The sequence below is a fragment of the Paraburkholderia dipogonis genome (assembly GCF_042680985.1).
GTDB lineage: Bacteria > Pseudomonadota > Gammaproteobacteria > Burkholderiales > Burkholderiaceae > Paraburkholderia > Paraburkholderia phytofirmans.
The window spans coordinates 118,078-142,967 of sequence record NZ_JBHUFR010000007.1 but is presented as its reverse complement, the minus strand read 5'-3'; the positions used below and the strand labels follow the sequence as shown (position 1 = coordinate 142,967).

At 61.7% G+C, this 24,890-nt stretch carries 24 protein-coding genes; 16 read left to right on the top strand and 8 right to left on the bottom strand.

From position 1 onward, the window contains the following. The first annotated feature begins 131 nt into the window (after positions 1-131). Positions 132-875 (top strand): GntR family transcriptional regulator, encoded by a 744-nt coding sequence (locus ACFSNN_RS09420; protein WP_208949544.1) that lies wholly within the window; start codon positions 132-134, stop codon positions 873-875. 323 nt (positions 876-1,198) lie between these two features. Next, a complete protein-coding gene (locus ACFSNN_RS09415; protein WP_134465516.1) occupies positions 1,199-2,506 on the top strand; it encodes an MFS transporter in 1,308 nt (435 codons plus the stop codon). A gap of 134 nt (positions 2,507-2,640) precedes the next feature. On the opposite strand, the gene ACFSNN_RS09410 is transcribed toward ACFSNN_RS09415, so the two are convergent. Next, positions 2,641-4,899, bottom strand: coding sequence for a xanthine dehydrogenase family protein molybdopterin-binding subunit (locus ACFSNN_RS09410; protein WP_134460963.1), 2,259 nt, complete (start codon positions 4,897-4,899; stop codon positions 2,641-2,643). Then, complete coding sequence (locus ACFSNN_RS09405) at positions 4,900-5,439, bottom strand: (2Fe-2S)-binding protein (protein ID WP_134460966.1); 540 nt, start codon at positions 5,437-5,439, stop codon at positions 4,900-4,902. Positions 5,440-5,586: 147 nt separating this feature from the next. Here ACFSNN_RS09405 and ACFSNN_RS09400 point away from each other — a divergent pair, with 147 nt between their 5' ends. After that, entirely contained in the window at positions 5,587-6,483 is an 897-nt protein-coding gene (locus tag ACFSNN_RS09400) for a LysR substrate-binding domain-containing protein (RefSeq protein WP_134460968.1), read from the top strand. Here the strand turns inward: ACFSNN_RS09400 and ACFSNN_RS09395 are convergent. Further along, the gene (locus ACFSNN_RS09395) at positions 6,480-7,367 is read right to left on the bottom strand and encodes a LysR substrate-binding domain-containing protein (RefSeq protein ID WP_134460971.1); all 888 of its coding nucleotides are present in this window, start codon (positions 7,365-7,367) and stop codon (positions 6,480-6,482) included. The genes ACFSNN_RS09400 and ACFSNN_RS09395 overlap by 4 nt on opposite strands. A gap of 241 nt (positions 7,368-7,608) precedes the next feature. Between ACFSNN_RS09395 and ACFSNN_RS09390 the strand changes: the two genes are divergently transcribed. The 8 genes from ACFSNN_RS09390 (at position 7,609) to ACFSNN_RS09355 (ending at position 16,319) form a co-directional block, all read left to right on the top strand. Continuing rightward, entirely contained in the window at positions 7,609-8,565 is a 957-nt protein-coding gene (locus ACFSNN_RS09390) for an amidohydrolase family protein (RefSeq protein WP_134460974.1), read from the top strand. Further along, on the top strand, positions 8,565-9,491 hold the full coding sequence (locus tag ACFSNN_RS09385; protein ID WP_012428924.1) for an amidohydrolase family protein: 927 nt from the start codon (positions 8,565-8,567) through the stop codon (positions 9,489-9,491). The genes ACFSNN_RS09390 and ACFSNN_RS09385 overlap by 1 nt, the downstream gene beginning before the upstream one ends. A 75-nt stretch (positions 9,492-9,566) precedes the next feature. Beyond that, on the top strand, positions 9,567-10,961 hold the full coding sequence (locus ACFSNN_RS09380) for a UbiD family decarboxylase (protein ID WP_134460977.1): 1,395 nt from the start codon (positions 9,567-9,569) through the stop codon (positions 10,959-10,961). After that, positions 10,958-11,548: a UbiX family flavin prenyltransferase gene (locus tag ACFSNN_RS09375; protein WP_134460980.1), complete on the top strand. Its 591-nt coding sequence runs from the start codon at positions 10,958-10,960 to the stop codon at positions 11,546-11,548. The genes ACFSNN_RS09380 and ACFSNN_RS09375 overlap by 4 nt, the downstream gene beginning before the upstream one ends. 40 nt (positions 11,549-11,588) lie before the next feature. Next, positions 11,589-12,677: a CobW family GTP-binding protein gene (locus ACFSNN_RS09370; RefSeq protein ID WP_134460983.1), complete on the top strand. Its 1,089-nt coding sequence runs from the start codon at positions 11,589-11,591 to the stop codon at positions 12,675-12,677. Positions 12,678-12,766: 89 nt separating this feature from the next. Continuing rightward, complete coding sequence (locus ACFSNN_RS09365; RefSeq protein WP_134460986.1) at positions 12,767-14,107, top strand: nucleobase:cation symporter-2 family protein; 1,341 nt, start codon at positions 12,767-12,769, stop codon at positions 14,105-14,107. A gap of 80 nt (positions 14,108-14,187) precedes the next feature. Further along, positions 14,188-15,567 carry an amidohydrolase family protein gene (locus tag ACFSNN_RS09360; protein WP_377688951.1) on the top strand — a complete coding sequence of 460 codons (1,380 nt, stop codon included), beginning with the start codon at positions 14,188-14,190 and terminating at the stop codon, positions 15,565-15,567. Positions 15,568-15,587: 20 nt separating this feature from the next. After that, complete coding sequence (locus ACFSNN_RS09355) at positions 15,588-16,319, top strand: maleate cis-trans isomerase family protein (RefSeq protein ID WP_134460992.1); 732 nt, start codon at positions 15,588-15,590, stop codon at positions 16,317-16,319. A gap of 10 nt (positions 16,320-16,329) precedes the next feature. Here ACFSNN_RS09355 and thrS read toward each other — a convergent pair whose 3' ends face one another. After that, the gene (gene thrS / locus ACFSNN_RS09350) at positions 16,330-17,544 is read right to left on the bottom strand and encodes a threonine--tRNA ligase (protein ID WP_134460995.1); all 1,215 of its coding nucleotides are present in this window, start codon (positions 17,542-17,544) and stop codon (positions 16,330-16,332) included. A 368-nt stretch (positions 17,545-17,912) separates the two neighbouring features. Between thrS and ACFSNN_RS09345 the strand changes: the two genes are divergently transcribed. Further along, a complete protein-coding gene (locus ACFSNN_RS09345; RefSeq protein WP_134460998.1) occupies positions 17,913-18,398 on the top strand; it encodes a GNAT family N-acetyltransferase in 486 nt (161 codons plus the stop codon). A gap of 52 nt (positions 18,399-18,450) precedes the next feature. After that, a complete protein-coding gene (locus ACFSNN_RS09340) occupies positions 18,451-18,780 on the top strand; it encodes a low molecular weight protein tyrosine phosphatase family protein (RefSeq protein ID WP_134465517.1) in 330 nt (109 codons plus the stop codon). A 24-nt stretch (positions 18,781-18,804) separates the two neighbouring features. On the opposite strand, the gene ACFSNN_RS09335 is transcribed toward ACFSNN_RS09340, so the two are convergent. Next, positions 18,805-19,389 (bottom strand): flavin reductase family protein, encoded by a 585-nt coding sequence (locus ACFSNN_RS09335; RefSeq protein ID WP_134461001.1) that lies wholly within the window; start codon positions 19,387-19,389, stop codon positions 18,805-18,807. A gap of 186 nt (positions 19,390-19,575) precedes the next feature. Between ACFSNN_RS09335 and ACFSNN_RS09330 the strand changes: the two genes are divergently transcribed. Further along, a complete protein-coding gene (locus ACFSNN_RS09330; protein ID WP_134461004.1) occupies positions 19,576-20,379 on the top strand; it encodes an aminoglycoside phosphotransferase family protein in 804 nt (267 codons plus the stop codon). Positions 20,380-20,447: 68 nt separating this feature from the next. On the opposite strand, the gene ACFSNN_RS09325 is transcribed toward ACFSNN_RS09330, so the two are convergent. Further along, positions 20,448-20,780, bottom strand: coding sequence for a hypothetical protein (locus tag ACFSNN_RS09325; RefSeq protein WP_012428912.1), 333 nt, complete (start codon positions 20,778-20,780; stop codon positions 20,448-20,450). A 230-nt stretch (positions 20,781-21,010) separates the two neighbouring features. Next, a complete protein-coding gene (gene pdxR, locus ACFSNN_RS09320) occupies positions 21,011-22,534 on the bottom strand; it encodes a MocR-like pyridoxine biosynthesis transcription factor PdxR (RefSeq protein ID WP_134461007.1) in 1,524 nt (507 codons plus the stop codon). Between the two features lie 132 nt (positions 22,535-22,666). On the opposite strand from pdxR, the gene ACFSNN_RS09315 reads away from it, so the two are divergent. After that, complete coding sequence (locus ACFSNN_RS09315) at positions 22,667-23,407, top strand: GNAT family N-acetyltransferase (RefSeq protein ID WP_134461010.1); 741 nt, start codon at positions 22,667-22,669, stop codon at positions 23,405-23,407. A gap of 76 nt (positions 23,408-23,483) precedes the next feature. On the opposite strand, the gene ACFSNN_RS09310 is transcribed toward ACFSNN_RS09315, so the two are convergent. Beyond that, positions 23,484-24,017, bottom strand: coding sequence for a GNAT family N-acetyltransferase (locus tag ACFSNN_RS09310; protein ID WP_134461013.1), 534 nt, complete (start codon positions 24,015-24,017; stop codon positions 23,484-23,486). 192 nt (positions 24,018-24,209) lie between these two features. Between ACFSNN_RS09310 and ACFSNN_RS09305 the strand changes: the two genes are divergently transcribed. Beyond that, positions 24,210-24,884, top strand: a complete 675-nt coding sequence (locus tag ACFSNN_RS09305) for a VC0807 family protein (RefSeq protein WP_134461016.1) — start codon at positions 24,210-24,212, stop codon at positions 24,882-24,884. Positions 24,885-24,890 lie beyond the last annotated feature (6 nt).

Sequence of the window (24,890 nt, the reverse complement as noted above, 5' to 3'; positions counted from 1 at the left end):
GGTCAATTCATATATTCATGTATATGACTATATGTTTAGTTTAAGCTCATCCATGAGGTTGTCATTGAGGATTTACCCTCGCTCCCGCAGATGTTGTACAGTCACTATTCCTGTGAACAACTATATGAATCATGGATATGCAATCGCTCTCAGGTAAGCCGGACGGTCGCTTGCCCCGATACCAGCAGTTGCGCGACGACCTTGTGCGCCGTATTGCAGAGGGCGAGTGGTCACCTGAAAAGGCCATCGCCACGGAGGCTGAGCTTAGTCAGTTCTATAACGTATCGACCGGAACCCTCCGCAAGGCGATTGATTTACTGGTGGCAGACGGGGTGCTCACCCGCACTCAGGGAAAGGGGACCTTTGTCCGGCGCCCGCGATTCGATTCGTCGCTGTTCCGATTCTTCCGGTTCAAGTCAGTCGACGGCAAACCGGTCCGGCCGACGGCGAAGGTGCTCAGGCGCGAAGTCGTCAAGCCGAACGAGACAATTCGCTCAACCCTGCAGATGAAGGCGACCGAGAAGACTCTTCATCTCTCGCGAGTGCGGCTGATTGAAGGGGAAGCGGTATTGTCGGAAGAAATATGGCTTCCTCGAAGCCGCTTCGAAGGACTGGCGACACTGCCCCTCGGCGATTTTGAAGACTTGCTGTATCCGCTCTACGAGCGGCTCTGCCGGCAAATCGTGGCGTCCGCCACCGAGATTCTGAACGTCGAAAAAGCCACGGAAGCTGATGCAGCGCTGTTGCGCATCGAGGTTGGCAGCCCGGTAATCCTCGTGCAGCGTGTAGCATCCGATTTTGCCGGGACACCGATTGAATGGCGCGCCACGCGCGGTGCTGCTGAAACATTCCAGTATCAGGTCGACATTCGCTGACAACGCGGCTTCGTCGCCGCGCCTGCCGCTTTCGCCGGCATCGGCGACGATGAACGGCGCTGCCGCGCCCTGCAGGGCGCGTTTTCGCGCGCGAGCCGGCGCCCAGGTTCGGCCTCAAGCTCCCCTTCGTTAAGAACATCGGCGCGCGCAGCCTGCTGCCGCGGCGGCGAGTGTGCGCACGCTCGTCCGGGTAATACCTGATTGCAGCCCGACTTCAAACATACAAACATATATATGACTATATCAATTTGCTTGTTTTCGTCTGACTGAGCGTTTTGCGACGCGCTAGTCTCGCGGCTGCGGGCATGGACCTTGGAGCGAAGATGTCTACGTCTGCAACACGCGAGCAGAAGGTAATGAGGAAAATGGCATGGCGGCTGATGCCTCTGCTGATTGTCATGTTTCTCATCGCATTCATCGACCGTCAGAATGTCGGCTTCGCGAAGCTGGAAATGGTCCAGGCACTCGGCATGACAGAAGCCGCATACGGACTCGGAGCATCGCTATTTTTCATTGGCTATCTGCTGTTCGAGGTGCCCAGCACACTCGCACTACATCGTTTCGGCGCCCGAACGTGGCTTGCTCGCATCATGATCACGTGGGGCGTGGTTACAGTACTCATGGCATTCACGCGCTCACTGCCGGTTTTTTACTCGTTCCGGTTTGCACTTGGCGTTGCCGAAGCGGGCTTCTATCCGGGCGTCATTTACTACCTGACGCAGTGGTTTCCTCAAAGCTACAGAACGCGCGTGCTCGGCCTGTTTACTCTTGGCAGCTCGCTGGCGAACATGCTCGGTGCGCTGGTGGGAGGGCTGCTCCTTTCCCTGGGCGGAACATTCGGACTGGCGGGTTGGCAATGGGTCTTCCTTGCCACCGGCATTCCGGCAATTCTGATTGCATTCGTAGCGCTTAAATTTCTCCCGAGCTCCGTCAGGGAGGCGAACTTCCTGTCGGACGAGGAAAGGAACATTGTGGACGCGGCGCTCAAGCGCGAAGCGTCCACCGAGGCAAAAGAGTCACGCCCATGGGCCGCATTGCTCGACCCAAAGGTTCTTCTGTTTGCAGTGACCTACATGCTGATGTCGACGTCGCTGTACGGCGTTACGTACTGGATGCCAACGCTGGTTAAGAGTTGGGGCGTTTCGTCGAGCGTCAACGGCCTGCTCAACATGATTCCGTGGGCACTTGCGGCACTTCTTCTGCTTTGGCTCCCCGGGAAGCTGAAACGCGAACAGGTAGTGTTAAAAGCAATGGTCGTGGTCGCGGGCATCGGCGTCGTATGCTTTGCGTCCAGCCTCGTACTGCCGACCGTTTCGTTGCGCTTCATTGCTCTGTGTCTCGGTGGCGCCTGTATTCCTTTGCTATACCCTTGCTTCTGGTCGCTTCCCCCGCGCTTCTTTTCCGGCGCTCGAGCCGCGGCGAGTGTCGCTGCCATCAACTGCATCGGCAATCTCGGAGGATTCTTCGCACAGAACCTGATGCCATACGTCGGCAAGGTGAGCGGTAGCCACATCGCACCCATGCTCGTTCCGACTGCATGCCTGTTAGCGCTTGCAATCGGGACCGCCATTGCATGGAAAGTCAGCGGACATCGCAGGGCGGAACTTGCATCATCGACGGTGCCGCTTTGACGTGGATTCATTCGAGCCATTTTTGAGCGGTTGTCGACTGGGCACACTCGACATCGCGATGGGTTAAAGTTATCTGAGGTGGCTGAGGCTCGTTCCATAACGAAACACCCCAACGTGATCGCCCCGCCACTTCCTCAAGCCTTCGCTTTCCCGCCCGTCTCCACCAGCTCGAAAGGCGTCTCCCTCATCCGCTTCCCAGTCAGTCTAAAGACCGCATTCCCCACCGCCGGCGCCACCGAAGGACTCGACAACTCCCCAACACCGCCGGGTTTAGAGGTATCACCCTGCACAATCAAAATATCAACCTCCGGCAAATCACTCATCCGCATCACCCGATAACTATCAAAGTTCTTTTGCTGGATCTGCCCATGCCGAATATCAACGCGATCCGCCGTTGCGTGCCCCAGGCCCCACATCAACCCGCCATAAAGCTGCTCCTCGACCCCACCAGGCGAAACCGCCAACCCGCAATCCGCCACACAGGTCAGCTTCTCGATCACAACGCCATCCCCCTTCCGAGCCACTCGCGCCACCACGGCCACATAACTGCCATACGCCTGATTAGTCGCCACGCCCAAAGCAGTCCCTGCAGGCAACGCCGTCCCCCACCCGGCCCGCTTCGCCGCCTCCCGCAAAACCGCCTGATGCCTCGGATCCTTCATATGCGCGAGCCGGAACTCAACAGGATCTCGACGCCCCGCATGCGCGGCCTCATCCATAAACGACTCAACCGCAAACACATTCGGGATATAACTCACCGCCCGATACCAGCCAGTCGGCACACCCGTCTCATGCCGCACCCAACCAATATCCACATGCGGCGCGCCATAAGCGAATTCATACTTGCTGATCGCCTCAGTGGTGCTGTAATCCATCCGGTCCGGACGATCGAAGTACCCAGGCTCCCACTGCTCCGGCGAAGCAGGCATCACCGCCCGCAATTGCAACGTCGCCAAATTCCCGCGCGAATCGAGCACTGCCTTCGCCCGATGAAAACTCGCCGAGTGGTAGTAAAGCGCGCGCATTTCATCTTCACGGCTATTCATCAACTTGACCGGCTTTCCAACTTTCAACGCGAGCCACGTCACTTCGAAAAGCCAGTACTTCGACTCGCGCGACCCAAAGCTGCCACCTGAAACAAGCTCATGCAGCACGACACGATTCGCGGGAATACCGCCGATCACCTCAGCCGCCTCCTGCACCGTCGACGGCACTTGCAGCCCGCCCCAATACTCGATTGAACCGTCCTTCCTGGCCCACGCAGTCACATTGATCGGCTCGAGCGGACACTGCGCCTTATAAGGCATCGAATAAGAAGCCTCAATCACCCGCGCTCCATGCGGAAACGCCGTCTTCAAATCGCCACTCTGGATAGTCGGCACCACCCGCGCCGCGGGATCATCGAGCCACGTTGCCTGACGCGCGGCAAGCGTGCTGCTATCGAAAGTCTCAAGCGGACTGTCTTCCCACTCCACATGCAACGCCGCCTGCCCCTTATGCGCGGACCAATAATCATCGGCTAACACTGCAACACCCGCCTGATTGCCGCCGAGAATGTCGGGCCGACCAGGAATCTGCAACACCTGCCGCACACCTGGCACGGCCAGCGCGGCTTTAGCGTCCACGCTACGCACGCGTGCATCGATCACTGGCGCACGCATGACGACCGCAACCAGCATGTCCGGCAACGAGACGTCGATGCTGTACGGAAACGCGCCGCTCGCCTTCTCCGCGGCGCCGCGTTTCTTCCGCAATTTGCCAATGTATTTGAACTGTGACGGGTCTTTCAGCACGACGTCTTTCGGCGGGGGCATTTGCGCCGCGACTTGCGCAAGCGACCCATAATTCGCACGCGTGCCGTTGGCCTTATTGACCACGAATCCGTTTTCCGTCGAACACGTCGACGGCGCCACATTCCATTGTTTTGCCGCAGCGGCAATCAACATGGCGCGCGCGGTCGCACCTGCACGTCGCAAGCGCTCGTATTCCAACGAGACACTCGTGCTCCCGCCCGTTGAAAACACCTTCCACAACGGGTGAATGTAGTCGCCGTAAAACGGATCCTCCGGCGTGATCACATCGACGCGAAACAGATCGACGTCCAGCTCTTCCGCGACCATCGCAGCGAGCGCGGTACGCGTTCCCGTGCCGGAGTCGTGCTTGTGCACGACCAGTTTGATCGTATCGTCCGGCAGCACGCGCACCCACGCATTCGGTTCGAATTCACCGGATTGCGGTTTCGGGTCGCCGCTTTTGTCGTCGCCCTTGGCGAAGGCTTCGGGCAACTGGAAGCCGATCGCGAGACCCGAGGCCAACAGCGCGGTACTCTGCTTGATGAAGCGACGCCGCGCCGCGCCGCGAGCGCTCTTCAGCACTTCTGTGTCGTTGCGCATTCAAGCCTCCTCGATCGTGATGCAGGACGAGCAGGCTGAAGCGCACTCGGACACGCCAGCGGGCATCTCCACACCGGCCAACGCGGCATCGCCCGACGCTGCCCGCTTGATCGCCTTGCGAATCCGCGAATAGGTGCCGCATCGACAGATGTTGCCCGACATAGCCGTCGTGATGGTTTCGTCGTTGACGGTCGGCTTGTCCTTGAGAAACGCGGCCGCCTGCATCAACTGGCCGGACTGGCAGTAGCCGCATTGCGGTACATCCTCCGCGACCCATGCAAGTTGCAGCGGATGCCGTCCATCCTTCGACAACCCCTCTATCGTGGTAATGCGTTTGCCGGCCACGGCCACAGCGGGCAGCAAACAGGAGCGCACCGCCTCGCCTTCCAGATGCACGGTGCACGCGCCGCAAAAGCCGCCGCCGCAGCCGAATTTCGTGCCGGTCAATTTGAGCCGGTCGCGCAACACCCACAACAGGGGCATGTCTTCCGGTACATTGTCGAGCGAGTGCCGCGTGTCGTTGACCACGATCTCGATCATGCGCTGTCTCCTGAATGTCGTTGTGCAGCGCGGCGCATGCATGAGTGGATGCGTGACAAGGGCCGCGTGCTTGCGGCCATTATTGAAAGCCGTTAAGCACAACGCCAGCGACCATTTCTTCCACCGTCTGTAAGTCCGGCTAACACCATGTTGAAGCGCTATCCGTCCATTCAGTCGATGCAGGCCTTCCTGCAAGCCGCGCGCGTCGGCAGCTTTTCGAGCGCGGCGCGGCAGTTGTCACTCACGCACAGCGCGATCAGCCAGCAGATCCGCACGCTCGAAGAGTTCGTCGGCCAGCCGCTCTTCGTGCGCGAAAGCGGTCGCGTGGTGTTGACGGATGCAGGCGTGCTGTTCGCCAATCAGTTGGCGGATGGCTTCGAGCAGATCGATCGTGCGTTGTCGTCGGTGAAAGAGCGCGCGGTCAAGCAATCCATCACGCTGGACGTCGATCCCGAACTCGCGCAGAGCTGGCTGGTGGCGCGTCTGCCTGCATTGCTCGGCGCGCTGACCGGCACGTCGCTCACGGTGTTGTCAACGCCGCGTCATGACCGCAGCGCGTTCGAGCGCGTGGATATTGCGTTGCGGTATGGGTATGGAGAATGGGACGGCTTCGAAAACGCGCTCATTTGCGGCGACCGTCTGACGGCGGTGGGTTCGCCTTCGCTATTGCAGGCACGCGGCCTCAGCGTGCCGCTCACGCCTGAGCAGCTATTGGATTTGCCGTTACTGGGCTATACCAAGCGTTCGTGGATTCCCTGGCTCGCCGCTGCTGGCCTGCCCGAGGTCGAGCCGGACGCCGTAGCGGTTTTCGATAACGCTGCGGGTCTGATCGCCGCGGCCTGCGCAGGCGTAGGCGCGGGTTTGGCGCGCGGCCTGCTCGCCGCCGACGCTCAACGAAACGGCAGTCTGGTCGAACTCACGCAAGTCGAAATTCCAACGCACTACAACCTGTACGCCGTATGGCCGCGTGAGAAAGCCGAACGCGTGGCGCCGCTAATCGACGTGATCCGCAACCTGGTCGCGCAAACTAACGGCACGCGTTAGGTCGTACTAGCGGCCACTTCCCGCACGGTATCGAGAAACAGCGACAGCACCGGCGAAGGCGTCTCAGCACGACAGCGCGCGTGCAGCGACACTTCGGGACGCGGCGCGGCCACTGGCACGAACGCGACGCCGCCCGTCGATAACTGCCGCGCGGATGAAGGCAGCAGCGCAACGCCCAGCCCTTCGCGCACGAGGCATAACAGCGTATGCACCTCGACCACTTCCTGTTCGATCCGCGGCGTAAACCCTGCCTCGACGCAACAGTCCTGTAAAAAGCGCGCCAGTTGTGACTGCCGCAAACCGAACGACACGAAGCGCTCGGCCTCCAACTCCCGCAACGCAATCTCCTCACGCGCCGCCAGCGCATGCCCCAACGGCAACGCCACCACCGCCGACTCGCGCATCACCACTTCGCTGCGAATCTCCGGGTCTTCATGCGAAACGCGGAAAAAACACACATCGAGCCGCCGCTCTTTCAACGCGAGAATCTGCGCGGCCGGTGTCATCTCATGCAGCGTCCACCGCACTTGCGGATGCTTCTCCGCGAATACCCGTAGCGCGCGCGGAATCGGCTCGACCATCGCCGAACTGATGATGCCGATCTCAAGACTTCCCACTTCGCCACGTCCCGCGCAACGCGTCAGATCGATCGCGCGTTCGAACTGCGCGAAGATCAACGGCACCTGTTCTTTAAGTGTTTTCCCTGCCTCGGTGAGTTCGACACGGTGCTGCGAGCGTGTGAACAACGCGGTGCCCATCTCTTCTTCGAGGATGCGAATCTGTTGACTCAGCGGCGGCTGGGAAATGTGCAGCCGCGCGGCTGCGCGGCCGAAATGCAGTTCGTCGGCAAGCACCGCGAAGTAACGCAACAGCCGGATGTCCATATCGCAAACGTATCAAGATCGTGGTTAAAAAATATTGTACAGAGCGTTTTTAACTTGTGAGACTGCATCGCAAGCAGCAGTGCACATCAGTGTGACACTCGATGCCGGCGAGGGGAAGGCGCTCAAAAACAGCGCCTTGCAAAGGGCCGCATGGGCAAGCCCGACGGGCTGGGTTCCATCGATGCGCCTGCCCGCGATCCGGCAACTGGATACACCAGTTCCTCTCAAGGAGATCGAGTACATGATCATCGACACTAGCTGTTATCCGACCAACCTGGTCGACCTCGCGTGGCGCCATGACGGAGAGCCATTTTCCGGCGAGCGTCTGATCGAGGTGATGGACGGCCCCTACATCATCAACGGCAAGCCTCGCCGCATCGACAAGGCCTTCATTCAGCCGCCGCAAGGCAACACCATCTATACGTGGACGGACGGCGAGCGCTCAGGCCGCGAGTCGATCGACGACTACATGGCGTACACGGTCGAATGCGTTCAGAAGTATCCGGACCGTCTGCTCGGCTGTTTCGTCTACAACCCGCGTTGCGGTCCGGAGAACGGCGCCGAAGCGATCGAGTTCTATGCGAAGGAACACGGTTTCAAGATGGTGCAGTTGCAGGCGAACATGCATGCGTACCGTCCCGACCGCGCGCTCGACTGGTTGCGCCCCGCGTTGCGTAAATGCGCGGACCTCGGCTTGCTGGTGAAGCTGCATACCGGCGACGGCCCGTACAGCATTCCAAGCGAGTGGTATCCGCTGATTCGCGAATTCCCGTCGGTAAATTTCATCATGGCGCACTTCGGCGTGCAGACCGGTGGCGTGTATTGCTTCGAGCCGTATCAGATGGCGCTTGATACGCCGAACGTGTATTGCGAATCGAGCTGGTGCCTGCAATCGCGCATTGTCGAATTCGCGAAGGTACTGCCCACGCACAAGATTCTCTACGGTTCCGACACGCCGCCGAACGAGCCGGGCATGTGGCTGCGTTTGCTCGAAGTGCTGTGTCACGAACCGCCGCAAGGCCTGAATCTCGACGAAGACACGCTCGAGGATTATCTCGGCAACAACCTCGCCCGCATGATCGGCATCGAACCGAACGCGCCGCCGAGGAGCATCGAAGAAGCGCAAGCCTATTTGAAACACCACGCCGGCGCCGCGAAGAAACACGCGGGCCAGGCCGACTACGCAGGAGCCCGTTGATGATCATCGATACCCATCTGCACCCCACGAATCTCGTCGACGAAGCGTGGCGCCATACCGGCGAACCGTTCACCGGCGAACGCCTGCTGAAGATGATGGACGGTCCGTACATCATCAACGGCAAGCCGCGCCGTATCGACATGGGCTTCATTCAGCCACCGCCGGGCAACACCGGCTATCGCGACGGCAATCGACGCGGCCGCGAAGGCATTCGCGACTACATGTCGTATATCGCCGAATTGACGCAGAAGTACCCGGATCGCTTTATCGGCAACTTCACGTACAACCCGCGTTGGGGTCCGGAGAATGGCGCGGCGGAGCTCGAATTCCACGTGAAGGAATACGGCTTCAAGATGCTCAAGCTGCACGCGAACATGCACGGCTACCGGCCGGATCGCGCGCTCGACTGGCTGCGTCCCGCAATGAAGAAATGCGCGGAGCTCGGTGTGGTGGTGCTGATTCACACCGGCGATGGGCCGTACACGATTCCGACGCAGTTCTATCCGATCATCCGCGAATTCCCGATGGTGAATTTCATCATCGGTCACTTCGGGATTCAGACGGGCGGCAACTATTCGTTCGAAGCGTTCTGGATGGCGATGGACACGCCGAACGTGTATTGCGAATCGGGCTGGTGCTATCAGTCGCGCATCGTCGAATTCGCTCGCGAACTGCCGCGCAACAAGATCGTGTTCGGCACGGATTCGCCGCCGAACGAACCGGGCATGTGGCTGCGCGAACTGGAAATGCTGTGCGGTCCCGCGCCGCAAGGCATGAATCTGGATGAGGATGGTCTCGAAGACTATATGGGCAACAACATCGCCCGCCTTGTCGGTATCGAGCCGACCAAGCCGCCGAAGGATCTCGCCGAAGCGGAGAAGCGTTTGAAGGCGACTTATGTGAATGACGTCACGCAGCCGGCTTAACGCTGACTGATTGATGTTTCAAAGCAGGCGCGGTTAGCGCCGTGCCTGCCTCGGTTGTCTCACACGGAGTTCACTATGGCGGATAACCTCTTCCGCGCCACGCAGGATTTTCATCGCTTCGCGCATGCGTATCGCGAGCACTATCCCGATGATGTTTTGACGCTTTCACAGCCACTTTCCGCCGATCAGGACGTCACTGCGGTCGTCGCTGAACTCGCAGCGCGCGGTCAGCATCCCATGCTGATCTGCGAGAAGGTCGACGGGATCGCAACGCCTCTCGTTACCAATTTCTTCGCGTCGCGTACACGCATTGGGCGCCTGTTCGACGTCGATGCGTCCGGTTTGTTCGACGCCTATCAACAGCGTGCGAACGCGCCAATTGCGCCGGCCTATGTATCGAACGGCCCCGTACTGGATCAGGTCATTGAAGGCGACGCCGTCGATCTCGCGCAATTGCCGATGATCCGCCACTTCGATACCGACCGCGGTCCGTACATCACGAACGCGGTGATCGTCGCCGAAGATCCGGTCACCGGTGTGGCGAACCTCAGTTATCACCGTTCGATGCGGCACGCGAAAAACGCTTTGGCCACCAGCCTGCATTCGCGCGGACACCTCTGGCGCATGCTGCAAACCGCCCAGGCACGCGGCGACACGTTGAAAGTCGCGATGGTGATCGGAGCGCATCCGCTGTTCATGCTGGCCGCCGCCGCGCGCGTGCCGTTCGGCACCGACGAACGCGCCATCGCCGGCGGTCTGTTCGGTGCGCCGCTGGAACTGGTGCGCACGCCGCGCTACGGCATCGGCGTGCCCGCTTCCGCCGAGTTCGTGCTGGAAGGCACGATCGATCCTTCAGCTCACGCCGAAGAAGGCCCGTTCGGTGAATTCACCGGCTATTCATCGGACCGCTCGACCAACAACGTGCTGCGCGTCGATACGACGATGCGTCGTCACGATGCGTGGCTCGTCGATGTAGTCGGCGGTCCTTACGCAGAACATTTGACGTTAGCGCGCTTGCCGCGTGAAGCGGAGATGAGCGAGAAGCTGAAGGCGCGCTTCCCATCCGTCACGGCATTGCACTATCCCAACTCCGGCACACACTTTCACTGCTACGTCGCGCTGAATCAAACGCGCGACGGCGAAGCGCGCCAGATCATGCTCGCGCTGCTCGGCTGGGACCCGTATCTGAAGAACGTCGTGGCGGTGGATAGCGACATCGACATTACCAATGACTCGCAGGTGCTCTGGGCTATCGCCACGCATTTTCAGCCGCACCAGGACGTATTTATCGTCGATGGTTTGCCCGGCAGTCCGCTCGATCCATCGTCGTCCGCAGCGGGCACCACGTCACGCATGGGCATCGACGCGACGCGCGGTTCGCATTTCGACGGCATCCGCGCGCGGATCAGCGAACGTGCCTCGCAAGAGGCCGTCGACATTCTGTCCCACGCCGCCGGAGTACCGCGATGAGCACGCGGCGACTCGTAGTCGGCATCAGCGGCGCATCCGGCTTTACGTATGGTGTGCGCCTGCTGCAATTGCTGCGTCAACTCGATATCGAAACGCATCTGACCGTCTCGCGCAGCGCACTGCTCACGATGACGCACGAAACCGACTACAAGTTCGCCGACGTCAGCGCGCTAGCTAGCGCCACCTACCGTTGCGACGACATGGCCGCGGCCATTTCCAGCGGCTCGTTCCGCTCGCTGGGCATGATCGTCGCGCCGTGCTCGATGAAGACGCTCGCCGAAATTGCCAGCGGCATGTCGTCGAGCCTGATCTCACGCGCCGCCGACGTGACGTTGAAAGAGCGCCGCCCGCTAGTCCTGCTGGCGCGCGAAACACCGTACACGCTGGCGCATCTGCGCAACATGATTGCCGTAACCGAAATGGGCGCGATCGTCGCGCCACCCGTGCCGGCGTTTTACGCGCGCCCCGCTTCACTCGACCAGATGATCGACCACACGCTTGGCCGCGTGCTCGATCTGTTTGGTCTCGAAGCGGGCACCGTCAAACGCTGGCGAGAAGTTGAAGCACAAGCACCGTATATCGCCTGATAGCCGAACCGCAGTACGAACGAAGAAACGGAGACGAGCCATGAATCACATTCACACCACCCACAACGAAATCGAGAAAATCCCCGTCACGGTGCTGACCGGCTTTCTCGGCGCCGGCAAAACGACGCTGCTCAACTACATCCTGCGCGAGAAACACGGCCGCAAGATCGCGGTGATCGAAAACGAGTTCGGCGAAATCGGCATCGACGGCGGCCTCGTGCTCGAATCGACCGAAGAGATCTATGAAATGACGAATGGCTGCGTGTGCTGCGTCGGCGCGGTGCGCGAGGATCTGGTGCGGATCGTGCGCATGCTGGTGGAACGGCCGGACCGGCTCGATCACATCATCGTCGAAACCAGCGGGCTCGCCGATCCATATCCCGTCGCGCAGACGTTCTTTCTCGACGATCCCATCGCCAAACAGGTCACTCTCGACGCCGTCGTCACGATGGTGGATGCGAAGCATATCGCCGCGCATCTGGACGATCTGGTGCTCGACGGCAGCGACAACCAGGCCGTCGATCAGATCGTGTGCGCGGACCGTATCGTCATCAACAAGGTCGATCTGGTGGGACCGGACGATATCGCTTCGCTTACGCAACGTATTCGCGGGCTCAATGCCACGGCAGAAATCGTCGAGTCGAGCTATGCGCAGATCGACCTCGGCAAGATTCTTGGCGTAGGTGCAAACGAGTTCTCGCAGATTCTCGTCGAGACCGACGGCTTGCATGAAGAAGAACACGCGCACGGCCATGAAGAACATGAGCACGAACACAAGCATGCCCATCACGACGACGATCACGACGACCACCAGCACGACGAAAGCGTTTCCTCGGTCGGGATCGAAGTCGACGCGGATATCGACCTCGACGCGCTGCAAGCATGGCTCGCCGAACTGCGCGACTCGGATGCCGCGAACCTGTTCCGTATGAAAGGCATTCTCGCGGTGCAAGGCCAGTCGCATCGCTACGTGCTGCAAGGCGTGCACAACGTCATCGAATTGCGCGCGGCGCAAGTGTGGGGCAGTGAGCCGCGTTCGTGCCGCATCGTTTTCATCGGACGCGATCTCGATCGCGCCGCGCTGACCGACCGCTTCCATGCCTGTCTTGCCGTGCCGGTTGCGGCCTGACGGGCGATCCGGTCGGCGCGCGTCGTAGTGCCGCGCGGCTAGGTCCGTGTGGCGCGCTCCGATCGATAACCATAATTTGGAGACACGTCATGAACACCGCCATACACCCCGTCGATCGCATTCTGCCGAAGCGCCAGATGATCACGCTCGGTTTGCAGCACATGTTGGTGGCTTACATCGGCGCCATCGCGGTGCCGCTGATCGTCGCGTCGGCACTTAAGATGTCGCCGGCCGACACCACCGTGCTAATCAGCACGGCGCTGTTTTGCTCGGGCATCTCGACGATTCTGCAAACCGTCGGCGTCTGGAAGTTCGGTGTGCGTCTGCCGATTCTGCAAGGCGTCGCATTCAGCAGCGTCGGGCCGGTGATCGCGATCGGCACGAGTCCGGGCGTCGGCTTTGCCGGCGTATGTGGCGCCGTGATTGGCGCGGGTCTGTTCACGATGTTCGCCGCGCCGTTGGTCGGGCGCTTACGAAGGTTCTTTCCACCTGTAGTGACCGGCTGCATCGTGACCGTGATCGGCTTGCAGTTGTTTCCCGTCGCGTATCAATGGGCCGGTGGCGGTGAGGCTGCGCAGCAGCAGTTCGGCGCGCTGCCCTTCCTGAGCGTCACGTTGTTCGTCGCGCTGGTGATTCTCGCGATCAACCGTTTTGCCAATGCGTTTCTGCGCAATCTGTCAGTGCTGATCGGTTTGATTGCCGGCGGCATTCTGGCGTGTTCGCTCGGCATGGGCAACTTCGCGAGCGTGGCGCAGGCACCGTGGTTCACCATGCCACTGCCGTTTCACTTCGGCACGCCCGTGTTTTCGCTGGTGCCGGTGCTGACCATGATTGTCGTGATGGTGGTGCAGATGGTCGAATCCATGGGCCTGTTCGTCGCGATCGGCGACATCGTCGATAAGGACGTGAGCGAGGAGGACGTGGTGCGCGGCATGCGTGCCAACGGTCTGGCGAGCGCGATTGCCGGCATGTTCGCGGCGTTTCCGTTCATCGCGTTCATGGAAAACGTCGGGCTCGTCATTCTGACCGGCGTGCGCAGCCGCTGGGTGGTGGCGATCAGCGGCGTGCTGATGTGCGTGGTGGCGCTGGTGCCGAAGATCGGCGCGGTGGTCGCGTCGACGCCCTCCGCCGCGCTCGGCGGTGCGGGTATCGCCATGTTCGGCGTAGTGGTCGCGGCCGGTGTGCAGACGTTGGCGAAGGTGGACTTCGAGCGCAATCGCTACAACGTGCTGATTGTCGGTTTCACGATCGCCACCGCGTTGATTCCGGTAATGGCGCCGCAGGTCTTCAAGCACATGCCCGACTGGACGCAACCGTTCCTGCATAGCGGCGTGGTACTGGCGTGCCTCGTTTCCGTGGTGCTGAACGCGGTGCTCAACGGCGCGCATGAAGAGGACGCGGTGCCGGCGCACAACATGGTCCGCGAATAAGCGGATGTTGCATGACGAGCGCGGCCGTCTTTGCAAAGGCGGCCGCTTCGCAGTAACTGAAAGGATATCGAATCGTGAGCATGCAAACTGAAGCGTTGCTGATCAAGAACCCTGTCGCGGTGATGAGCGGAATGAGCGGCGAGCGCGCAAGACTCGGCCAGGTCGATCTGCGCATTCGCAATGGCCGTATCGAAACCATCGCGCCGAATCTCGAACCGCGTGCCGATGAACGCGTAATCGACGCGCGTTCCTGCGTGGTGTATCCGGGTTGGGTCAACACGCACCATCATCTGTTCCAGAATCTGTTGAAGGCCGTGCCGTCCGGTATCAATGCGGATTTGCAGGAATGGCTAGCCGCTGTACCGTATCCGCGTCTTGCGCGTTTTACGCCGGATCTGGCACGCGTTGCCGCTCGTCTGGGTCTTGCCGAGTTGCTTCTCTCCGGCGTGACGACCTGCGCCGATCATCACTATCTCTATCACGCGGACGGCACCACCGAAACCGGCGATCTGCTATTCGACGAAGCGGCTTCGTTCGGCATGCGCTTCGTGTTGTGCCGCGGCGGCGCATTGCAGGCGGCGGGAGATCATCCGGGTTTTTCCAAGGTCGCGCTCAAGCCCGAGACGCTCGATCAGATGCTTGCCGATATCGAGCGTTTGAAGTCGCGCTATCACGATGGCGGCGAGGCTTCGATGCGTCGTGTCGTAGTCGCGCCGACTACGCCGACGTTTTCCCTGCCGCCCGACCTGTTGCCGGAGGTCGCGCGCGCGGCTAGACGGATGGGTTTGAGGTTGCATACGCACCTGTCCGAGACGACCCGTTATGTCGATTTCTGCAAGGAGCGTTTCAACAAACTGCCGGTGGAGTTCGTGGCCGATCACGAGTGGCTTGGACCGGATGTGTGGTTCGCGCATCTCGTGCATCTGCAGGCGAGCGAGATCGCGATGCTCGCCGAAACTGGCAGTGGATGCTCGCATTGCCCGGTCAGTAACGCCAGGTTGGGCAGCGGCATCGCGCCCGCGCCGCAAATGGCGGCCGCGGGTGTGCCGATGTCGCTCGCCGTGGATGGCGTGGCGTCGAACGAATCCGGCAGCATGACCAACGAGGCGCATTTCGCGTGGCTCGTGCATCGCGCGGCGCACGGCGCGTCGGCGACTACCGTCGAAGAGACGATTCACTGGGGCAGCGCGGGTGGCGCGGGCGTGCTCGGACTCGATGCGGTCGGCACGCTTGAAGTCGGCAAGGCCGCGGATTTCGTGCTGTATGACGTCAGCGATCTGCGCTTCAACGGCTTTCACGATGTTGCCGTTGCGCCGGTGACGGCGGGCGAGCCGGCGCGCGTTCGTTACAACGTGGTGAACGGTCGCGTGGTGGTGGATAACGGCGTGATTCCGGGTCTCGATCTCGACGCGCTGCGTTATGAAGCCGCTGAGGGCGTGAAGCTGTTGCTCGCGGATTAAAGCAAAGGGGACGCGTCAAGATGCAAAGCAAACGAATCCGGCTCGGTATTCTGACGCCGTCGTCGAACACCGCGCTCGAGCCGATGACGGTGGCGATGCTGAGCGAACTGCCGCATGTCAGCGCGCATTTTGCCCGCTTCACGGTGACTGAGATCGCGTTGTCCGAGCAGGCGCTCGGCCAGTTCGACGTGAGTCGGATTCTAACGGCCGCGCGTCAACTGGCCGATGCGCGGGTGGACGTGATCGGCTGGAGCGGCACGTCGGCGGGCTGGCTGGGATTCGAGCGCGATCAGGCGCTGTGTCGGCAGATTACGGAGGCGACGGGCATTCCCGCGACGACTTCGGTGCTGGCGCTTAACGAGATCTTCGAGAAGACCGGTGTGCGCCGATTGGGTCTCGTATCGCCCTATACCGATGATGTCCAGCAACGAATCGTGCGTAACTATGAGAAGCTCGGGATTGAATGCGTCGCGGAACGGCATTTGGGGCTGCGGGATAACTACAGCTTCGCTGAAGTGCCCGATACCCAACTCGCAATCATGATGCGCGAGGCCGCGTTCGCGAGACCGGATGCAGTGACGACCTTCTGCACGAATCTGCACGCGGCGCATCTGGTGCGTGCGTTCGAGATGGCGACGGATATTCCTGCTTATGACACGGTGGCGACGGTGATCTGGAAGGCGTTGAGGATGGTGGGAGTGGATATGAGGCCGTTGGCGAAATGGGGGCGATTCATTTTCACGGTTCCATGACCTCGCCACATCACAGCTTCGACGCCATCACAGGCGCTAGCGCCATCGACCTCAACCGTTCCACAGCCTCCACAAACGAAACCGTCATTTGCCGCCCATCCCGCAAGCGAATACTAATCGTCCGATCCCGCTCATCGCGCGAGCCCACCACAACCAGAAGCGGCACCTGTTTCTCGCGCGCATCGACGATCTTCTTCTCCAGCCGTTCAGGTCGAGTATCAAGCACCGCCCTGACACCCGCATCGTCGAGCGCCTGCATGACCTCTTGCGCGTAAGCGCTATTCGCCTCGCTAATCGTCGCAACCACGACCTGCTCAGGCGCCAGCCACGCCGGCAACCATCCCTCGTGATGCTCTAGCAGCATCGCGATGAACCGCTCCATGCTGCCGAGCACCGCGTGATGAATCATCACAGGCCGCTCACGCTCATTGCGTTCGTTGACGAACTCCGCGTCGAGCCGCTCGGGCAGCACGAAATCGAGCTGGATCGTGCCGCACTGCCAACTTCGCGCGCGGCTGTCCAGAAGATGAAATTCGAGTTTTGGCCCATAAAAAGCGCCCTCTCCTTCGAGCACGTCGAACTCGATCCCGGCCGCACGCGCCGCGTTCGCCAGCGCATCTTCCGCGCGATCCCACGTTTGATCGTCGCCCGCGCGCATGGCCGGCCGCGTCGCTAGCGCGACCTTGAACTGGGGAAAACCGAGATCCGCATAGACCGCACGCAACAACGCACAGAAGCGGCCGACTTCCGCCTCGATATGAGCCTCCGTGCAGAACACATGCGCATCGTCCTGCACGAAAGCACGCGTGCGCTTCAATCCTTCAAGCGAGCCCGACGGCTCATCGCGATGACACGCGCCGAACTCGCTGTAGCGCACCGGCAATTCGCGATAAGACCGCACGCGCTGATTGAATACCTGCACATGACAGGGACAACTCATCGGCTTCAGACACAGCGCGCGGCCTTCTTCCGCATCGGCTAACGAATACATCGCCGCGCCGAACTTCTCCCAGTGCCCGCTCTTCTCCCACAGCGAGCGCGCCAGCAATTGCGGCGTGCGTATCTCGCGAAAGCCCGCGCGACGCATGCGCGCACGCACATAGTCTTCGAGCACGCGATACAGCTCCCAGCCGCGCGGGTGCCAGAAAACCATGCCGGCGCCTTCTTCCTGGTGATGGAAGAGGTCGAGTTTATTGCCGATTACACGATGGTCGATATCGTTCACAGTCTTGCTCCATTTGATCGGTTACCGCGAATGGATGCCGCAAACGGAGGTCCAGAAACGCCAAAGGCCCCGTCCGTTTCCGGCGAGGCCTTTGGTGGTTTGCCACAGCGTCCTGCTTCTAGTGCGTGCAACCTCCAGACGACCCGCCTGTGAAGGTGGTCGTCGTGGTGGTGACGGCAGCGAAGGGAATCGAGTGGAAGTCCATGGATCGACAGTAAACGATTCTGTGGCGGGACGTCAATCGCATTCTCGCCGCGCTCTGGTCATAACGGCACAATAAACGCTACGATGTATGTCTGATCCGAAGCGCGCGCGTCTGCGCGAAACTTCGGTCTGCACAATTCAACCGATCAACCGAGCCACTAACCTTGACTATCCATATCCGTCCCGCTCGCGCCGCCGACGCCGCGTTGATTCTTCGCTTCATCACCGAACTCGCGGTGTACGAGAAAGCGGAGCACGAAGTCGTCGCGACCGTTCACGACATTGAAGCGAGCCTGTTTTCCGCCGCTTCCAGCGCGAAGGCGCTGATCTGCGAGATGAACGGCGAGCCCATCGGCTTTTGCGTCTACTTTTTTTCGTATTCCACCTGGCTCGGCAAGCAGGGGCTTTATCTGGAAGACCTGTACGTGTCGCCGGCATCGCGTGGCAGCGGCGCGGGCAAACAGATGCTGCGCCACCTCGCGCGCATTGCCTGCGACACCGGCTGCGGCCGCTTCGAATGGAGCGTGCTCGACTGGAACGAGCCGGCCATCGGCTTTTATGAATCGATCGGCGCAAGCGCGCAAAGCGAATGGGTACGGTATCGGTTAGCGGGAGACGCGTTGAAGAAATTTGCCGAGGGCGACGCGTGAGCGATACGTTTATTCGCGCCGCAGGCATAGCGACTTGGCGGCGATACCCACTGTGATACGTGCCTTGTTTGTATGCAGCAAAAACCGCCTGCGCAGTCCAACTGCTGAGCAAGTGTTCGCCGGTTGGCCCGACGTCGAGACCGACTCGGCCGGTCTCGGTGCCGATGCCGACTTGCCTCTTTCGCCCGAGCAGGTTCGCTGGGCCGACATCGTCTTCGTTATGGAGAAAGCGCATCGCGCGCGGCTGTCGGCGAAATTCCGTGCGTGCCTGAACGGCAAGAAAGTCGTCTGTCTCGACATTCCCGACAACTACGCATTCATGCAGCCGGAACTCGTTGTGTTACTGGAATTGAAGGCGGGCAAGTTCCTTCGAAGCAAGTAGTGGCGCGCACTAAGCCCTACTCACTCACCGCGCCCCGCCATTCGCCACGGCATCCACCTCGAATGCATCGCCCGTGGCAAAGAACGTCCCGCCGGCCACGTAGTGACAGGTGCGCAGATCGGGATCGTCGCCGAAATGCCAGCGGTTATTCGAGTACACGCGGCTATCCGCATACGCCGCGACGACTTCGCCGATGATCAGATCGTGGCGCTGGCTATCGTCCGGAATGACCTTGCACTCCATCCATGTGATGCAACCCGCGAGCATGGGCACGTCGATCCGTTGTGCGGGGAACGTCTCCAGGTCGAAGGCGGAGAACTTGTCGAGTTCGGTGCCCGCGTTCGTACCCACCGCCAGCGTTTGCGCAGCGAATCCACGGCTCGGCAGCTGCAGTCCGAACATGCCGCTTGCCTCGATCAGTTGTCGCGTGAGCGTGCGGCTATCCACCACTACGACCACCTTCGGCGGGTTGAAGTCGAGCGGCATCGCCCACGACGCCGCCATCACGTTCGAGCGGCCGCCGTGCGCGCTGGTGATGATCGTGACCGGCCCATGATTCAGCAGTTGCGTGGCGCGCGGCAAGGCCACGGGTTCTCGGGTGATTTTCATACGTAGAATCCGCGTCAAATGAATGAGAGCGATTGTAGCGTCGGGTCTTGATACGCGCTGCGCACGCCACCTCGGGCCGATCCAGGCGAGAATGCAAGACCGTCGAACTCGTTGGAGGAACCGTGCACATCGTCCGCCCGCATATCGCTGACATTAGCGTCGTAGCACTCGCGAACTGAAGCACGAATGTTCACCGAGTACATCGTCAAATGGGATCTGCAGCAGGACGGCGCGCCGATTCGCACGCACAGTAGCCGGCTGCTGCCGGTGCGCCACCACGGCATCCCCGCGATGCTGAAAGTCGCGCAGGAACCCGAAGAGAAATTCGGCGCGCGGTTGATGGTGTGGTGGGACGGCGAAGGCGCGGCCCGCGTGCTCGCGCACGATGCCGCCGCCCTGCTGCTTGAGCGCGCGCAAAGCAGTCACGCGCTGGCGGACCTGGCGCGCACCGGCGATAGCGGCGCCGACGACCGCGCCACCGACATTCTCTGCGCCACCGCCGCGCGGCTCCACGCGCCGCGAAACAAACCGCCGCCTGAATTGATCGATCTGCCACGCTGGTTCGCAAGTCTCTGGCCCGCCGCGCAAGAATACGGCGGCTGGTTGCAGGACAGCGCCACCGTCGCGCAAGCCCTGCTCGCCGCGCCGCAAGACCCGGTGGTGTTGCACGGCGACATTCATCACGGCAATGTGCTCGATTTCGGCTCGCGCGGCTGGCTGGCCATCGACCCGAAAGGCCTCTTCGGCGAACGCGGATTCGACTACGCGAACATTTTTTGCAATCCAGATGAGGCGTCGGCGTTGCGATCGGGATGGTTCGAGCATCGCGTCGAACGGGTCGCGCGGATGGCTGGACTCGATCGGCGCCGTCTGCTGCAGTGGATACTGGCGTGGTCCGGTTTGTCCGCGGCGTGGATTCTCGAGACGGGCGAGGCGCCCGACATCGATATGGAGATCGGCAGGCTGGCTGCCGAGGCGCTCACACGTTAAAGCGCTAAAGCGAAAGTAAGGTCAGGCAAATCAGGGCGGCAACTCGCGAGCCGCCGCCCGGGTGTGCATCAGTGCGGCGCTTTACCGTTGGGTACAGCGTCCAGCGGCTTGTGCTGTTCCTCGCCAAGTCCTGGGAAGAACGCGTTCCAGGCGGCGCGCACGCCTTGGGCCGCGGTGGCCTCGGCAGCGATCGATTCGGCTTCGCCTTCGCCGGCCGTCGATGGATCGGCGGACAAGCCGCGCCAGTGCGTGAACACGAGCAACGGTTTCTCGGTCCATACGCCGTCGCCGAACTTCGCAAAGGCCGTGTCCCCGCTCGTCAACTGCACCTCATACCAGCCTTCACGGACGGGCGTGTGGGCCTCAAGCTCAAACCACGGGGTCGGTTCGATTTCCTTCATGTCGTCTCCGGTCGGATAAATCATCATAGATAACCACAACAAAGGCTTTCTTCATGCCGGGGCCAGCAACGGCCCGGCAAGCGCGCTTGCGGCACCGCGTGTCACGCGATGTTGCAGTGCGGCGCGTGCGGCATGAGCTGCGGGCGATTCGTCGATGTCGCACACTCCGAAATCGCCGCGCATAAGCGACACGATAGCGCGACATGGGCCGCGCGGACAAACGCAAAAAGTTACGCGCGCATCTTCGCATCCGACGTGGCTGCCGGACGGCGCTTCGGCTTGCCGTCCAACCCGGCCGCAAGCCCGGCCAGCACACGGATTGCGGGCGCCAGCCGTTCGGCCGGCGTGTTGCCGTAACCGATCACGAGCCCGTTTGTTTCGGCGCGCGGTTGCAATGCGAAGCCGGACAGCGCGCGCGGATTGAGCCCTTGGGCGAGCGCAAGTTCGGCCAGCGTCCGATCGTCGATGCGTGACAGCAAGCGCAGCGTCAGATGCATGCCGCAATTGCCGCCGAGAATCTGCGACGCGTCAAAATGCTCGGTCAGCGCGTCGCGCAAAGCCTGCTGGCGCTCGCGATACAGACGCCGCATACGTCCGAGATGCCGCCCGAACTCGCCGCTTTCGATGAAATGCGCGAGCGCCAGTTGTTCCAGCCGATGTCCGCCGCGCAGCATCTCCTGCACCGCGATGGCGGTGTGCGCCGCGATCGGCCGCGGCAACACCACGAAGCCGATGCGCAGCGCGGGAAACATCGTTTTGCTGAACGAGCCGACGTACAACACCGGCGCGTCCTCGACCAGCCCTTGCATGCTGGCGATCGGCTCGCCAGTGTGGCGGAATTCGCCGTCGTAATCGTCTTCGATCAGCCACGCGCCGCTGCGGCGCGCCTGGGCGATCAGTTCCAGCCGACGCGCCACGGACAGCACCGAACCCGTCGGGTATTGATGCGCAGGCGACGTGTAGATCAGCTTCGGCGGCTGCGTGCGCCATGCGTCGGATGGCACCGCCATGCCTTCGGCGTCGACGGGAATCGGCAGCGTGGTCAGATCGCCCAGATTGAACGCGGCCTTCGCGCCGCGATAGCCGGGATCCTCGACCCACGCGACATCGCCCGGATTGGTGAAGAGGCGCACGCACAGGTTCAGCGCCTCCTGTGCGCCCTCGGTGATCACCACCTGCGAGCCTTCGCAGCGCACGCCGCGCGCCATGCGCAAATGCGCGGCGATCGCGTCGCGCAACGCCGGCTCGCCAGCCGGCGTGCCGTAGCCCAGCGCGAGGGGCAATGCGCGCTCCATCGAGCGTTCGAGCGCGCGCCGCCACGCGGTCAGCGGGAAACGGTCGAGAGCGGGCGTGCCGGGCGTCAGAGGAAAGGTGTTGTCGGCGTGGGTGCGCGTGGCCGCGAACTGCCCGACGCGCGACGCGTAGGCCACATCGGGCGCGGCCGGCTGCGAGGCCGGCTCACCACGTGCGGATGGGCTGGAAAGCGGGCTCACGCGCGTGCCCTTCTTGTCGGCGACCACATAACCCACCGCTGCAAGATGCTCGTACGCGATCACCACCGTGTTGCGCGACACGCCCATTTCCGCCGCGAGCAGGCGCGACGACGGCAACAGCGACCCCGCCGGCAAACGGCCCGCGAGAATCGCCTGTTGCAAGCGTTCGAGCAATTGTTTTTGCAGCGGCTCGGGCTTTGCGCCGCCGCCGGCGGCGGCCGACGCAGCCGGGCTGCTAAGCGGGCCAATGATCTCGATCATCGCGGCTGGACCTATCAAATGACGTTGGCGTGGATCTTTTTAACATACCACGTTTGCCGTATCGTTCTTTCATCATCGACGATCATTCGTAACCGACCGCAACCTTCAACCTTCCTGCATGGGACCAACGATATGGAATCCAGACGCAACGCATTCGAACAGCCGATCGGCGCCCCCGTGCCGGATTGGAACGGCGCTCAGGCTCCCGGCCGCGAGCCGCTGGCAGGCCGCTATTGCCGGATCGAACCGGTAGACGTGGAACGTCACGCCGAGGACCTCTACGACGCGTACAGCTCGGCCACGGACGGCCGCGACTGGACCTATCTGAGCGTCGGTCCGTTCGAGAGTCTCGCTGCCTATCGCGAGCATCTGACGCGCGCCGCCGCGTCCGCCGATCCGCTGCACCATGCGGTGATCGATCTGGCGACCGGCAAGGCGGTTGGCACGCTGGCGCTGATGCGGATCGACCGCGCGAACGGCGTGATCGAAGTCGGCCACGTCACGTATTCGCCGCGCCTGAAGCGCACGCGCATCGCCACCGAAGCGATGTTTCTGGTGATGACGCAGGTGTTCGACAAACTCGGCTATCGGCGCTTCGAATGGAAGTGCGATTCGTTGAACGAGCCGTCGCGCACGGCGGCTTTGCGCTACGGCTTCACGTTCGAGGGGATCTTCCGCCAGGCGATCGTGTATCGCGAACGCAACCGCGACACGGCGTGGTTTTCGATCATCGACAGTGAATGGCCCGCGCTGCGCCCGAGCTATACGCGATGGCTCGATAGCGGCAACTTCGATGCGCAAGGGCAGCAGGTCGAACGGCTGGTGGATCTGATCGCACGGCAGCGCGCAGCCGCGAGCGGCGACGCGCAGTGAGCTGATTTGTCGAGCCGGCCGGCGCAGATGGCTTGCTCCACCTGAGCGGCAACCGCGGCGCTCGCCGCGCGCCGGCTCAAACCGCGTGGGCCTGCCGACGCAGCACGATGGTCGGCTTGCCTTTGTACGTGGTGCGATGCTGCTCACGATAGCCGCACTTATGGGCAACGCGCAGCGACGGCAGATTCTCCGGCGCGACGATGCAGGCCGTTTCGCCATCCGGCCACTGCCGGTCGGCCCACTCCAGCGCGGCGCGCACGGCTTCGGTCGCGTAGCCGCGGCCATGCACGGCCGGGTCAAGCGCCCAGCCCACTTCGGGCACCATCAAGGACGGTTCGATCTCGCGATGGTAGTCGGCAAAGCCGACTTCGCCGAGAAACCGGCCGCTGCCCTTTTCCCGCACGACCCAATAGCCGTAGTTCAGCATCGCCCAATGTCCGGCGTAGCGCAGCAGACGCGCCCAAACTTCTTCGCGCGTGAAGGGTTTGCCGCCGATGTAGCGGATCACTTCGGGATCGGACCACATCGCGTAACTTTCGAGGAAATCGTCGCGGGTGTGGGGTCGCAGGGTGAGGCGGGAGGTGGTGAGGAGCGTGGGAGCAATCGGCATTGCGTAGGAGCGGATAGTTGATGGAGTGGCCCGGCAATCAGCGGCTCGATGATCGCAGATTTTTTGCGCGCCAGGGACGTGGACAAAATCCCGCCGCGCGCACGCCGCAAAGCTATGGCATGCGAAGAGACTTCGCCCTACACTCGCCGGGTACGGCCAACCATCGTTGCCACGCTCACCACCGCTCCGTCGATGAAAACCCGCCTGCGCTACCTCACCGCGCTGATCGTGAACGTCGCCTTGCCCGTGCTCGCCTACCGGCTCGCTTTCCCGCACTGGGGCCAGCTCGGCGCGCTGGCCGCGTCGGCGCTGCCGCTGGTCGCGTGGATGAGCTGGGACCTTTTGCGCTATCGCCATTTCGACGCGCTCAGCGCACAAGTGCTGATCGGCATCGTCTTGTCGCTGCTGGCGCTCAGCATCGGCTTCGGCGGCAACGCGCGAATGCGCGAGATCGCAGACCCAATGGTCTCCGGCATGATCGGCGTATCGTTCCTGCTGTCGCTCGCGCTGCCCAAGCCGCTGGTGTTTTACCTCGCCCGCTCGACCATGTCGCGTGAAGATCATCGCAGCGTCGAGAGCTTCGAAAAGCATTGGCGCGAACGTCCTTCGCTCGTCGCGTACATCCGCTTGATGACGCTCGTGTGGGGCATCGGCATGACGGGCGAGAACATCTTGCGCAGTCTGATCGTCTGGCAATGGCCCGACGATCCGCGCTCGGTCGTCGCTTCCGACGTGCTGAGGTACGGCGTCTATGCCGGCCTGACCGTTTGGACCTTCTGGTGCCGCCGGCTCATCAAGCGAGATGCGTTGCGCTATCCGGACGACACCGTAGACGCGACCAAGACAAACCACCTCGCTAGTTCATAACCCCAA

Excerpts from the sequence above, each read along its gene's own strand:
- ACFSNN_RS09420 (WP_208949544.1), top strand. The coding sequence starts at position 132 with ATGGATATGCAATCGCTCTCAGGTAAGCCGGACGGTCGCTTGCCCCGA.
- ACFSNN_RS09415 (WP_134465516.1), top strand. The coding sequence starts at position 1,199 with ATGTCTACGTCTGCAACACGCGAGCAGAAGGTAATGAGGAAAATGGCA.
- ACFSNN_RS09410 (WP_134460963.1), bottom strand. The coding sequence starts at position 4,899 with ATGCGCAACGACACAGAAGTGCTGAAGAGCGCTCGCGGCGCGGCGCGG.
- ACFSNN_RS09405 (WP_134460966.1), bottom strand. The coding sequence starts at position 5,439 with ATGATCGAGATCGTGGTCAACGACACGCGGCACTCGCTCGACAATGTA.
- ACFSNN_RS09400 (WP_134460968.1), top strand. The coding sequence starts at position 5,587 with ATGTTGAAGCGCTATCCGTCCATTCAGTCGATGCAGGCCTTCCTGCAA.
- ACFSNN_RS09395 (WP_134460971.1), bottom strand. The coding sequence starts at position 7,367 with ATGGACATCCGGCTGTTGCGTTACTTCGCGGTGCTTGCCGACGAACTG.
- ACFSNN_RS09390 (WP_134460974.1), top strand. The coding sequence starts at position 7,609 with ATGATCATCGACACTAGCTGTTATCCGACCAACCTGGTCGACCTCGCG.
- ACFSNN_RS09385 (WP_012428924.1), top strand. The coding sequence starts at position 8,565 with ATGATCATCGATACCCATCTGCACCCCACGAATCTCGTCGACGAAGCG.
- ACFSNN_RS09380 (WP_134460977.1), top strand. The coding sequence starts at position 9,567 with ATGGCGGATAACCTCTTCCGCGCCACGCAGGATTTTCATCGCTTCGCG.
- ACFSNN_RS09375 (WP_134460980.1), top strand. The coding sequence starts at position 10,958 with ATGAGCACGCGGCGACTCGTAGTCGGCATCAGCGGCGCATCCGGCTTT.
- ACFSNN_RS09370 (WP_134460983.1), top strand. The coding sequence starts at position 11,589 with ATGAATCACATTCACACCACCCACAACGAAATCGAGAAAATCCCCGTC.
- ACFSNN_RS09365 (WP_134460986.1), top strand. The coding sequence starts at position 12,767 with ATGAACACCGCCATACACCCCGTCGATCGCATTCTGCCGAAGCGCCAG.
- ACFSNN_RS09360 (WP_377688951.1), top strand. The coding sequence starts at position 14,188 with ATGCAAACTGAAGCGTTGCTGATCAAGAACCCTGTCGCGGTGATGAGC.
- ACFSNN_RS09355 (WP_134460992.1), top strand. The coding sequence starts at position 15,588 with ATGCAAAGCAAACGAATCCGGCTCGGTATTCTGACGCCGTCGTCGAAC.
- ACFSNN_RS09335 (WP_134461001.1), bottom strand. The coding sequence starts at position 19,389 with ATGAAAATCACCCGAGAACCCGTGGCCTTGCCGCGCGCCACGCAACTG.
- ACFSNN_RS09330 (WP_134461004.1), top strand. The coding sequence starts at position 19,576 with ATGTTCACCGAGTACATCGTCAAATGGGATCTGCAGCAGGACGGCGCG.
- ACFSNN_RS09325 (WP_012428912.1), bottom strand. The coding sequence starts at position 20,780 with ATGAAGGAAATCGAACCGACCCCGTGGTTTGAGCTTGAGGCCCACACG.
- pdxR (WP_134461007.1), bottom strand. The coding sequence starts at position 22,534 with ATGATCGAGATCATTGGCCCGCTTAGCAGCCCGGCTGCGTCGGCCGCC.
- ACFSNN_RS09315 (WP_134461010.1), top strand. The coding sequence starts at position 22,667 with ATGGAATCCAGACGCAACGCATTCGAACAGCCGATCGGCGCCCCCGTG.
- ACFSNN_RS09310 (WP_134461013.1), bottom strand. The coding sequence starts at position 24,017 with ATGCCGATTGCTCCCACGCTCCTCACCACCTCCCGCCTCACCCTGCGA.
- ACFSNN_RS09305 (WP_134461016.1), top strand. The coding sequence starts at position 24,210 with ATGAAAACCCGCCTGCGCTACCTCACCGCGCTGATCGTGAACGTCGCC.